Raw genomic sequence first — 11,125 nt, 5'->3', positions numbered from 1 at the left:
TCCCAAATGAGGCACGCACCCCATTACGCGAGCACTTTAGATGAGTCTCGTCGGGCACTTGACGAGCGAGCCCACGCGGCGGAAACTGTAAGGGCGATGGGCAATAGCCCTGAGAAGTGGACCCGACAGCCCTCCGGACGGTGGGCGTGTCGGGTTTCGCGCTTTCTACACTCGGATGCGGGCGACCACAAGTGGCTCGATCCCGGCCCGGAACTCACCGCCACGCGTCCAACTCCACGCGGCCAAGTCAGCCGCCCACAGCACCGCATCGTGCGCCGCCAGCAAATGGACGTACTCAAGATCGGCTGTCGTGGTCCCGGTGCCCACCGAACTCAGGGTCCGCCGATCCTCGGCCTGTACTGTTTGGTCGAGCTCGATCACCCAACGGGATACTCCTGCGTCGGATGCCCACCGCGCTAGCGCCGCAAGATGAGACCGGCGAGCCTCGAGCTGAATCTTGCCCCGCGCGGATTCCACGAGAACGATGTGGACATCGCGCTCCATCGAGACAAGCGAAGCCAGCGCCAACCTCCTGCGCACAGAGCTCTCCTTCTGTGCGTGGAACCTGCGGGATCCAGGCATGGCCCAGCTGGAACAGGTGGAGCGGACGCGCGCTACTGATCCCGCGGGCACAACGACCGCCGCGGTGATGTACCCGCGGGCCTTCGATTCGTCGGAGAACATGTGCAGAGTCACGTGAGCGCCTATTCTGAAAGCCAACACCCCGGAACCGTCCCTGTAGTTCTCCTCGGGTAGTGCCCGAAGCAGAGCCGATCACACGGCCGGGGTTTTGCTTTGCCAGTGTGGCATCGGCGCGGCGCGCCCAGCCGTTTTCCACAGGGCCGTCGACGCTCGAGTTTGAGCGGCGACTCACTCAAACTGACGACTCCGTGTCTCCCAATTTGACGACTGATGTGCTCGCATATTGACGACTACGGTGCCGTCCAGGGACGCGGCGCGCGAATACATCGACGCCTTGGCGCGCATCTTTGTCATCGAAGACCAGCCTGCATGGTCCGCCCACCTGCGATCGTCCGCGACGCCGCCCCGTCTGGCGACCGCGGGGCGCGCGCGAAGCGCGTCCTTTGGCGGTACGCGAACCGGGATTTGCGTTAGCTTGCCGTGAGGTATGCCTCGAGGGCGTCGCGCACGACTTCGCTCTTGCTCTGTCCGGTTGCCGAGACGCGCTCGTTCAGCAGTTGCTCGACGGTTGCCGGGATGGCGACGTTGACGCGGGGGGCCCGTCTCCCTACGCCGGGCAGGTGGCCGTCGAGACGCGGGCGTCCTCCCTTGGCGATGCGCTGTTCGAGCGCGGCAATATCCACGCCCGCGGCTTCTAGTGCGGCGCGACCGGAAGCCGCCGCGTCGGCGCCGTGGAGAGTGTGGGTAGGGGTGGTGGCCAGCAGGGCGTCGAGTGCGGCCTTGCCGTCGACGTCGTTGGTCCTAGTGCTGGTCATGATGGGGTGCCTCCTTCTTTGTTGAGTCGGGTCTGTGTGCTGGCGCGCAGACGCATCGCGTGGAAGATCAACACGGACCGGTCTCCGACTTCTGCCAACACCTCGAGGGTGCCGAAGCGGCTCGGGCCGACGTACAGGCGCGGGACGGTCGCGTGCCCCTCGCGGGCCGGGGGCCACTGGCGCTCGACCGTGGCGTGGGTCATGGCGTAGAGCACTTCATCATGGGGGAGCCCGTGAGTGTCAGCGCTCGATGTCCATTGAACCGGCATGTAAGTATTGTCGCACAAAACCATGGTTGTGTCCACACAAACCCCATGGGGTTTGCTGTGCGACCAACCCGCTCCGTTAGCGGAGGGACTCGTTGGACCTCGTCGATGACCAGGAGCCCGCGGGGGTGCTCTCACCCACTTACCGCGCGCCCTGGTTCACCAAGATGCGGGTGTCGGAAAGCGCCTCTTCCACCGCGACCGCGGCATGCCGGGTAACGAGGCCTTCCATGCGGAAATTACAGCCGTTCTCGCCGTTTTTCGTAGGCCTGCTCGCCGCTTTTCGCGCCATCGTTCGCCGTTTCGCCGCGGTAATTTCGCCGTTTCGCCGCAGTGTCTCGTTGCGCGAGGCAACGGACTAGGCCAGAAGACCGCGCCCTCGTCGCCGCTGCCAGCAGGACCTGCCCGGTGGTACCCATCTCGGTAATGTCAGACCCTGGCCCTAGCGTGGACCCAAAGGGAGGGGAAGCCATGGGGACCCACGATCACAACCGAGCAGGGGCGTTGCCGGAGCCACCGAGTCGTTCGGGATCGCCCGCATCCCGCACCACGGCTACGTGTCTGCTGTTCGGTGGGCCGGTGGACGGCTCGAGTTGCCGCGACATTCCGATGCTCGTTCCTGGCTTGGCCCCGGACTATCTCGACATCGGCCTCGGCAACGACGGCGAGGATGAGCCGCGAGCCATGTATCGCCGCATAGGAACCCAGCCGGATCAGTATCGCGGTGTTGGCGCGGTCTGGCGCTACGCCTACGATGCGCATCCTCGGCTCAACTCGGATGAGTGGGCACCACAATGAGGATCCATAGACCTTGCAAATCTAACGTTCCGTGTTAGATATTCAAGGTCGCTAACGGTTGGAACCCCCGAGACCAGGCAAGGCTCGCCGATCCGATGCTGGCGCTCGAAGGCCTTGGCGCCGACATGGCCCGCTCGCTCGGCGTGTCCGAGCTGCTCGCCCACCCCATCGTCGGCGCCAGTTGGGAGGGCCTTGCCGTCGAGCACATCTCCCGGTGGGGCCTGCCCGTCCACTACTGGCGCACGCAGGCGGGCGCCGAGATCGACATCGTGCTCGACACCGGTGCACGTCCGTGGGGCATCGAGATCAAGCGGACCGACTCCCCCCGGGTGACGCCCAGCATGCTTCACGCGCTCGAGGACCTGGGGCTCGACCGCATCCTGGTCGCGCACGGCGGACCGGACCGATTCCCCATGGCCGAGCGCATCGAGGCGGTTACCGCCCGCGAACTGCTCACGTGGCGCACCCTGTCCGACGCGCTGTAACACGAGCAGTCATGCGACCCGAGCACCCGTCGGGCACCGGCGCGAGGTCGGTGGCTCAACCCGCAACCGAACCGTGACGGAGCGTTACCCGAGTGCCCGCCGCAGGTCCGTTGCCAGCACCATGAGGTGCATCGGATGGGTGAGGCTGTGCTCGAATTCAGGCAACGCCTTGAGATAGAACGCTCGCGCCGCATCCGTTTCACAGTGGACCAAGAGCCCCCGGCACCCGATGCGTTCGGAAGCCTCAATTGTCCTGAGCACCACATCGGCCAGCAAAGCATGGCCTAAGCCGTGGCCTTCGTGCCCGATGGACACTGCCAGCCGCGCGAGCAAAGCGAAGGGTTGCGGGTGCCGACCCGCGCCCTTTGCAATCCGCGCAGGGACCTGTCCCGCCGAGAAGCTCGCCATGCACCACGCGTAGTAGGCCACCACCGCATCGGACGCCTGGGTCGTCACCACCAGCACGTGCGCGGTTCTTGTGCCGTGCGCTTGACGCGCATGCTCGCGCAGCCACAGCGACTGTTCGTCGGAACGGGACTCGAAGCTCTCGAGGTGGTGTCGCGGCTCCAGTGCATGAGGTTTCAGATACACGACCGCCTCCACCTCACTGCCTTGGCCCGCGTCCCGCTAGTCGACGAAGGGGCTCGGACGATCAAGTAGCGCGCGCACCCCGGGCAGATCGCGCGCGGGCCGCTCGCACATCTCGTCCCACAGCGCGGCCTCGACGGGCGAGAGGACAAACTCGGTGCGGTCGGCGAGCACCCGCAGCGCGGCGATGCGCAACTGTTCGTTGGCGAAAGTTGAGACGGGGGTGCCTGCGGCTTCGGCCGCACGCGCGAACAACTCGCGATCGGCGGCAGTAGTGCGGAACTCAAAGCGCTGGTCCTTCTTGGTGGCGTGCGACATGTCTGCACCCTTCTGCCAGATGTACGGACAGTGTACGGCGCGTCGCCGGAAGCACACAAGGCCTCTCGCGATCACCCGGTGCCAAGTGGACACCTACTCCGCCGCGTCGGCGTAGTGGTTCTCGAGGAGTCGCCGTCTCCGGGGGCCGGGTAACGGGATTTCGCATTTCAGCTCAGGCTAAAACGCCCGATTCGTATTCCGTCGTCGAGCGCCGCCAACAGCATCGGCCATTGGCTGCCCCATGCGTCGCCAACGCTCTTCCGTCTTGATACCGGTAGTAGTACTATCGCTGTGAACAAGAGCGGAGACCCTCAGTGAGCACGAACCATTACACCTACCAGGTCTCCTGGTCTTCCGAGGATGGCGAGTACGTCGGGACCGTCGCGGAGTTTTCGTCGCTGTCATGGCTCGACGCCGACGAGCAAGCCGCCTTCGCGGGCGTCCGTCGTCTCGTGGACGACGTCGTGGCGCAGATGGTCGCCGAAGGCTCTCCACCGCCCGACTCGCTTGCAGACCGCAACTACTCCGGGAAGTTCGTGCTGCGCCTTACGCCCGCCCGCCACCGGGCCCTCGCGATCAGGGCCGCACAGTCAGGCGTCTCCATGAACCGGCTCGTGAGCGACACCCTCGCCGCGCGATAGGGCACGCCGCGACCACGGCACCCCTGGTCGGCGGGCGCCCAATACTCGCCCAGCTTGGCGGTCGCACCGTAGGCGCGGTCCAGGCGCACGGCGCCAGAGTTCTCCACACGTGCACAGGTCTCCCCAAGCCTCCTGTCAAACGGCCCGCGAAGCGGACCCGACAGCCCTCCGGAGGGTAGGCGAGCGGGGTCTCGCTGGTGAGGCGCGCCCGGTCAGTCCAGTTCGATGTCGTCGCTGTCTGGATGCTCGGGCTCAGCGCTGTCTCTGAGCCGTTCAGGGAAGCGCCGCTGGCGTGCGGCGAGCACGTCTGCCTCAGCAAGAGCCTCGTCCGCGATGGAGGGTCCCGGCGTGGGCGCGGTCGCACGTGGATACGCCACGTCCCCCAACTCCTCCAACTCGCCAGTCCTCAGCAGGCGAAGGTAGATCCCTTCTCGGTCCGCGTGATCCGCCTCGACGAGCGCGTTCGTCGCGCGCAGGTACCTGTCTGCGATCTCGAGATCCGCGAACTCGCCGCGGGCGACCCAGCTTTGCGCGAAGCTCAACACGCGGTGGAGACCCTCAGGGCCGTTTCCTGCGGTGGTCCGCAAGAGCCCCGACATGTAGTCGCTGCGCAGCACGGTCGGGATGATGATGCGGTGCAGGTTGGCGGGAACCAACTCAGCGTTCATCGCCACGCGCGCAGAGCGGCCGTTCCCGTCAGCGAACGGGTGCACCTCACTGACCATGAACATCATGTAGACGGCACGCTGGAACGGATCAGTGAGCGCGGCGGCCTCTTCCCAACCTGCCCTCAGGGTGCCTGGCACGTGGCTCGGGTCAACGAACACGGTTGCGCCGGCTTGGTTGCGCTGGGTCTTCCACTCGCCGGGGCGCTTGGCGGGATGCGCGGCCATCATGATCCGGTGCCGGTCGCGAAGCGAGTCCATGAACTGGACAGCATCGCTCGGCCGCCGCGACATCTCGGCGTGGTCGGCGACGATCTCGTAGGTGGAGGTGATGTCGTGCGCGTCCTCGGGCTTGCCAACGTCGGCCCTATGGAACACCACCTGCTGCGCCTCGTCGATCGTCAGGGTCGACCCCTCGATGTAGTTCGAGAAGTACGCCTCATAAAACGGCACCATCTGCGCCCGACGCTGATCGGTGACGTAGCGCTGCACAGGCGCCAGGCGCTGCAAGTCAGCAACCACCTGCCGGAACAGGGCGACGCGTGCGTGGTCGAACGCCTCGCCACGCTGTGCGGCGTTCATCGCACGAGAACTGGACTTCACAGTGTTGATGCGTCCCCTCGCGGCATCGACAAAGACGCGAACAGTCTCCGCAGCGGCTCTGTTCGCGTCGCGATCCACGGCGGCAAGGAGGTTCTCCACCTGCCGCGGTGTGTAAGTGGTGACGATCTTGACGACCTCATCGTGCAGTTCCTCGCGAGTCAGACGGCGGGGCACTGCGCCAGGACGGCCTCGCATCTCGGCATTGTCGATGAGCGCGCGCGCCGTGCTCGACGCATAGAGATTGCCGTGCCGGTCGATCGGCACGTCGCCATCGCGGTGGTCGTCAGCCTTGCCATCTGGGTAAACGGTGAGCCCCGGGAGCTCGAGCGGGCTCGTGCGGCGGTGGCTCACAAAGAGCACGCCGTCCACGGGACGCATCGCGAGCGCTGACCTATCTGAGATGACAGCGCCAGGCAGCATCTTGCCGACGATCTCGATCCAGTTCTCCTCCACAACGTCGACCGGCGCTGCCTTGACCTCGTCGGTCCACAGACCGCGGGCGAGCGGCACGATGTCACCCTTGCGGACTCGGTACTGTCGAGCACCGACCGACGTGAAGTCATTCGCCGTGAAGATCGTCATCTCGCTCCCCGATCACTTGTCTCGCTAAATTGCGCCTCATGCCATCGTTTCAATTATTTTTCTGTTTAAATAGTACCGCCAATTGGGTAGACCGTGTCGAAATAGTCGCCCGGGCAAGCAGAGATTGCCGGAATACTTCAGCGCTCGAAGGTCGTGGCGACCCACGGACTCCCGCTTCACCCGTCCGTGTACTACGCGAGCTCGCAGGCCACCGTCCCGATACAGGTCGCAGACCTGGTCGCCGGCGCCACCCGCACGTGTCACCCCCCGCCCCTAACCTCTAAGGCATGAGCCTCGACACCAGCGACCTGGACGCCTTGCGCGTCGCCTTCGCGGAGGATCCTCGCGCGCACGGCATCGCGCTCGCCCACGCGCTCAACCGCGTTGGGCTCGAGGCCGCGCTCACCGCCACGGCCGAGGGCTACCAGACGCACGATGCCTACGCGCGGGAGTCCCTCGCCGCCCTCGCAGCGGCCCTCGCCCCGCCGGCGTTGACGGAGGGCGAGGCGGTGGAGTTCGCACACGCAGCATCGTCCGCTGCCACGGGCGCGATCGTCGCTGGCACACCCTGGGAGGCCAAGCCCATGCTCGATGTCGCTGTGGCGCTCGTGCGCGCACAGGGCGAGCGCGTCGGGTCGATGTCCCGCCCAGAGCGCGGTTGGGAGCAGCCGCCTCACTGGGCCATGACCGCCTCGGCAGTTTTCACCGCGCGGGGCCGGGTGCGTGCCGCCTGCTACTACGCCGAAGGAGCCGTCGAGGATCTCACCGAGGCGCTGGCGCTCAACCTCCAAGGCACCGAGGCCGACTTCGCGCGGCTCGTCGCGATGGCAAGCGTGGCGATGAATACGCTGGCTCTAGTCGTGACTGGCGAGGAGCCTGACGGGGGGCCCGCGGCGTGGTGACGGGGTCGTCGCACACGGCCCACCGAGCGGGGGGCGTATCGGGCTTCGCGCTTTCTAGAGTCGAATCCTCACAAGCACGACCTTGCAATCAGCCGACCCCTAACCTTGCGATCAGCCGCTCTCCAACCTTACGATGAGCCGTGACCACACACCACGTACCTCTCGCACGTCACCTCGAGCCACGCGTACGCGAGGCGCTCGCTGACACCCCCGCGGTACTGATTCACGGTGCACGGCAGAGCGGTAAGACCACGCTCGCCAAGCACATCGGCGCATCCATGGGCTATCGGTACGTCTCGTTCGACGATCCAAGCAATGTCGAGTTCGCCCAGTCAGACCCGCTCGGCTTTGTCCGCACCTTGCCACCGCGCACCATTCTCGACGAGGTCCAGCGCGTGCCTGGCCTCTTCACGTCGCTCAAGCTCCTGATCGACCAAGACCGGCAACCGGGGCGATTCCTCATGACCGGATCTGCCAACGTGATGCTGGTGCCCAGGCTTGCGGATTCCCTCGCTGGGCGCATTGAGATCCTTCAACTGCGGCCCCTCTCGCAGGCCGAACTCGCCGGGACTCAGCCCACACTGATCGACGACGCATTCGCCGCGACGCTCTCTCCCACGCGCCTCGCCCAGCAGACCCCAAGCCTGGCCGACCGCATCGTAGCGGGGGGATACCCCGTGCCCCACACCATGAAGTCCGCCGCGCAACGGCGCTGGTACGCCAACCATGCCCGCACCATTGCGGAGCGTGACGTGAAGGACCTCGCGCGCATCCGTGCGCTCGACTCCTTGCCGCGACTGCTCGAGCACGCATCGGCCCACACGTCGGGGCTGGTCAACTTCACCAGCGTCGCCGAGGCGCTCGGCCTGTCACGGCCCACAGCTCAGGACTACGTAACCCTGCTCGAGCACGTCTTCGTGCTCGACACCCTGCGCCCGTGGTCAAGGAACGCCACCAGCCGCATGGTGAAGGCCGCCAAGCTTCACATCGGCGACACGGGGCTCGCCGCAGGCCTGCTGGGCCTCGATGCGGAGTCCCTCGCTGCGGACCGACCGCTGTACGGACGCTTCGCGGAGACGTTCGTTGTCCAGGAGCTCAAGCGCCTGGCATCCGGAGCTGAAGAACCCACGTCGTTCTCGCACTTCCGCGATCGCGACAACTACGAGGTGGACATCGTGCTCGAAAGAGGACCCCGGCGCATCGTCGGCGTGGAGGTCAAGACCGCGGCCTCCGTGACCGGCAAAGACTTCCGCGGCTTGCGCAAGCTTCGCGAGATCGCAGGGGACTCCTTCAAGGCCGGGGTCGTGCTGTACGACGGAACCTTCGGATACAGGCACGACGAGAACCTGTGGGCTCTGCCCATATCGATGCTGTGGGAGGCCCCCGAATGAACCAAGCCCCACCGTCGGCGCTGCGCTTGCACGCGACCGTAGCTCTCGCAGCCAAACTGGGCGGATTCACGCCCGACCCGGGCCCCCGCCGCGACCTTCTTTGATCGACTGCCCGCCTACGTCGCCGCCCAGTTGGACGGCCTGCGAATCCCCCACGACTTCATTCACGCCCACGTGGATCGCATCGCCGGCCGCGGCGCGGTGCTCAAGACCGCGGACCGCTCCATGGTGGGGATCCTCAACCGGCGCGTTGACGGGGGCGCTGGAGCGCTCCGGCGCGACCTCGGCTTCGCCGGCCAACTCTTCCAGTCGCTCGTGGTGCACGATCTGCGAGTGCTCGGGCTCGAGCATTCAAGCCCGCACCCATGAGCGTTAGGCCATTGCCAAACATCATGTGATGTTTAATAATGGTCTAATGAACGCGAACGCGGGAACCGCACCGGCGCTCTTTTCCGCGCCTCCTCTCGACGACCGCGAACGCGAAGTCCTCGGAGAGATCGCCGCCCTCAAACAAGGCCTTCGACTCCAACTCCACGAGCCGCGCCGATGGTCGGGAGCCCTTCGCCGCATGACTTTCGCACGCAACATCCAAGGCTCAAACAGCATCGAGGGTTTTGACGCCGAGCTGGACGATGCGAACGCCGTGGCGCTCGGCGAGGAACCACTCGACGCCAGCACCGAGACGCGCCTCGCGCTCGAGGGCTACCGCAACGCGATGACGTACGTACTCCAGGTAGTCCAGGAGCCTCACCCGGTCGCCTCGGTGGACCTCATCAAGAGCTTGCACTTCATGATGACCCACTACGACCTCAAGAATCGACCGGGGCGCTGGCGTGCAGGGCAAGTATTCGTGCAGCGGGAGAGCACTGGCGAGATCGTTCACGAAGGCGTCGACGTGGATCGCGTGCCTGACCTCATGGCGGCGCTCGTGAACTCCATCAACGCGAACTCAGGCGAGGCGAACTCCATCAACGCGAACTCAGGCGAGGCGAACTCAGGCGAGGCGATCATCCGCGCCGCCATGGCGCACCTCAACCTGGTCATGATCCACCCATTCAAGGACGGCAACGGACGCATGGCGCGCTGCCTCCAAAGCCTAGTTCTTGCCGCCGACGGCACGCTGTCCCCCGTTTTCATGAGCATCGAGGAGCACCTGGGTCGCAACACTCAGGAGTATTACGACGTCCTGGGGAAGGTGGGCGGAGGGAGTTGGCAACCAGATCGCGACGTGCGTCCCTGGATTCGCTTCACCCTCACGGCGCATCTGAGGCAGGCCGAAACGCTCCAGCGGCGCGTCGCAGCCAGCGGTCTGGCTTGGAGAGAACTCGAAGCGCTCGCCACCTCGATGCGGGTTCCGGAACGCACGGTCTCGGCGCTCTTCGAAGCGGTCTTCGGTTACCGCGTCTGGCGCGCCACCTACATGGCCGCACTCGAAGCCGCGGACGAGGCAATCTCGGAGCAGACCGCGACGCGCGACTTCAAGACCCTGGTAGACGCTGGCCTGCTGGAGCCTCACGGAGACAAGCGAGGCCGCTACTACACGGCCGCACCACCGCTTCAACACATCGCACGACGCGCACGCCAGTCCCGACGGCCCAAGGAATTCTCGGATCCCTTCGCGGGAGCAGGCAACCCCTCGACCAACTAGGCGGCTTGGCGTGGCCTGCCGGTAGAAGCTCGGCGCCCCTGCTCATCGCACGCGGCCTCACCGAGAGCCTCGCGGGGCGCTTCGAGGTGCTCCAGGTGCCCCATTGGTCGTATCCGGAGATGCGCGACGCTTTCGGCTTCACCCTGGACAACTACGTCTCCTTTGGCGGGTACCCGGGGGCGGCGGGCCTCGTCAAAGATCACGATCGCTGGCGCCGGTACATTCTGGACTCGCTCATCGAGACCACCATCTCCCGCGACGTGCTCCTGCTGACGCGCGTCGACAAACCCGCTCTGCTGCGGCGGCTCTTCGACCTCGCGTGCGACTACTCGGGCCAGATCCTCAGCTACACCAAGATGCTTGGCCAGCTCCAGGACGCGGGGAACACCACGACGCTCGCGCACTACCTCGACCTCCTCTCGCAGGCCGGCATGGTCACCGGTCTGCAGAAATACTCGGGAAGCGCGGTCCGCAAGCGCAGCTCGAGCCCCAAGTTGCAGGTGCTCAACACGGCACTCATGTCGGCCATCTCCGGCCTCACGCCCGCCGAGGCGGTGGCGGATCCGACGCACTGCGGCAGGCTGGTCGAGGCCGCCGTCGGCGCCCATCTCGCGAATGCCGCGGCATCTGGCGAATGCGAACTGCTGTATTGGCGCGACGGCAACTACGAGGTCGACTTTGTTCTCCGCGTGGGCCGCACGACGGTCGCCATCGAGGTCAAGAGCGGCTCGCGGTCTCCCCACCCCACCCCACCGTCGGCGGTCTCCCCACCCCACCGCCG

Annotated in this window: 14 protein-coding genes; 8 read left to right on the top strand and 6 right to left on the bottom strand. The window is 65.9% G+C overall.

The features are described from left to right. Window positions 1-165: 165 nt before the first annotated feature. The 3 genes from QZZ29_RS05895 to QZZ29_RS05885 form a co-directional block, all read right to left on the bottom strand. Window positions 166-696 (bottom strand): hypothetical protein, encoded by a 531-nt coding sequence (locus QZZ29_RS05895; protein WP_291382061.1) that lies wholly within the window; start codon window positions 694-696, stop codon window positions 166-168. 416 nt (window positions 697-1,112) lie between these two features. Then, window positions 1,113-1,457 (bottom strand): ribbon-helix-helix domain-containing protein, encoded by a 345-nt coding sequence (locus tag QZZ29_RS05890; RefSeq protein WP_291382060.1) that lies wholly within the window; start codon window positions 1,455-1,457, stop codon window positions 1,113-1,115. Then, entirely contained in the window at window positions 1,454-1,726 is a 273-nt protein-coding gene (locus QZZ29_RS05885) for a hypothetical protein (RefSeq protein ID WP_291382059.1), read from the bottom strand. Before QZZ29_RS05885 ends, QZZ29_RS05890 begins: the two co-directional genes overlap by 4 nt. 468 nt (window positions 1,727-2,194) lie before the next feature. Between QZZ29_RS05885 and QZZ29_RS05880 the strand changes: the two genes are divergently transcribed. Both QZZ29_RS05880 and QZZ29_RS05875 read left to right on the top strand, forming a co-directional pair. Beyond that, window positions 2,195-2,521, top strand: coding sequence for a hypothetical protein (locus QZZ29_RS05880; RefSeq protein WP_291382058.1), 327 nt, complete (start codon window positions 2,195-2,197; stop codon window positions 2,519-2,521). Between the two features lie 95 nt (window positions 2,522-2,616). Beyond that, window positions 2,617-3,006, top strand: a complete 390-nt coding sequence (locus QZZ29_RS05875; RefSeq protein WP_291382057.1) for a DUF4143 domain-containing protein — start codon at window positions 2,617-2,619, stop codon at window positions 3,004-3,006. An 84-nt stretch (window positions 3,007-3,090) separates the two neighbouring features. On the opposite strand, the gene QZZ29_RS05870 is transcribed toward QZZ29_RS05875, so the two are convergent. Both QZZ29_RS05870 and QZZ29_RS05865 read right to left on the bottom strand, forming a co-directional pair. Next, window positions 3,091-3,597, bottom strand: coding sequence for a GNAT family N-acetyltransferase (locus tag QZZ29_RS05870; RefSeq protein WP_291382056.1), 507 nt, complete (start codon window positions 3,595-3,597; stop codon window positions 3,091-3,093). Window positions 3,598-3,633: 36 nt separating this feature from the next. After that, window positions 3,634-3,912: a DUF1778 domain-containing protein gene (locus QZZ29_RS05865; RefSeq protein WP_291382055.1), complete on the bottom strand. Its 279-nt coding sequence runs from the start codon at window positions 3,910-3,912 to the stop codon at window positions 3,634-3,636. A gap of 314 nt (window positions 3,913-4,226) precedes the next feature. Between QZZ29_RS05865 and QZZ29_RS05860 the strand changes: the two genes are divergently transcribed. Beyond that, window positions 4,227-4,553 carry a toxin-antitoxin system HicB family antitoxin gene (locus tag QZZ29_RS05860; RefSeq protein WP_291382054.1) on the top strand — a complete coding sequence of 109 codons (327 nt, stop codon included), beginning with the start codon at window positions 4,227-4,229 and terminating at the stop codon, window positions 4,551-4,553. Window positions 4,554-4,765: 212 nt separating this feature from the next. Here QZZ29_RS05860 and QZZ29_RS05855 read toward each other — a convergent pair whose 3' ends face one another. Further along, entirely contained in the window at window positions 4,766-6,403 is a 1,638-nt protein-coding gene (locus QZZ29_RS05855) for a Fic family protein (protein WP_291382053.1), read from the bottom strand. Between the two features lie 287 nt (window positions 6,404-6,690). Here QZZ29_RS05855 and QZZ29_RS05850 point away from each other — a divergent pair, with 287 nt between their 5' ends. From QZZ29_RS05850 to QZZ29_RS05830, 5 genes are all read left to right on the top strand, one after another. Then, on the top strand, window positions 6,691-7,305 hold the full coding sequence (locus QZZ29_RS05850) for a hypothetical protein (RefSeq protein WP_291382052.1): 615 nt from the start codon (window positions 6,691-6,693) through the stop codon (window positions 7,303-7,305). 140 nt (window positions 7,306-7,445) lie between these two features. After that, window positions 7,446-8,696 (top strand): ATP-binding protein, encoded by a 1,251-nt coding sequence (locus QZZ29_RS05845; protein ID WP_291382051.1) that lies wholly within the window; start codon window positions 7,446-7,448, stop codon window positions 8,694-8,696. A 174-nt stretch (window positions 8,697-8,870) separates the two neighbouring features. Beyond that, a complete protein-coding gene (locus QZZ29_RS05840) occupies window positions 8,871-9,065 on the top strand; it encodes a hypothetical protein (RefSeq protein WP_291382050.1) in 195 nt (64 codons plus the stop codon). Between the two features lie 199 nt (window positions 9,066-9,264). Then, a complete protein-coding gene (locus QZZ29_RS05835; RefSeq protein ID WP_291382049.1) occupies window positions 9,265-10,344 on the top strand; it encodes a Fic family protein in 1,080 nt (359 codons plus the stop codon). 5 nt (window positions 10,345-10,349) lie between these two features. Further along, the coding region (locus tag QZZ29_RS05830; protein WP_291382048.1) for a DUF4143 domain-containing protein at window positions 10,350-11,125 on the top strand (776 nt) is incomplete at its 3' end.

It is taken from the genome of Demequina sp. (assembly GCF_016278765.1).
Lineage (GTDB): Bacteria > Actinomycetota > Actinomycetes > Actinomycetales > Demequinaceae > Demequina.
This window is presented reverse-complemented; position numbering and strand designations above follow the sequence as displayed.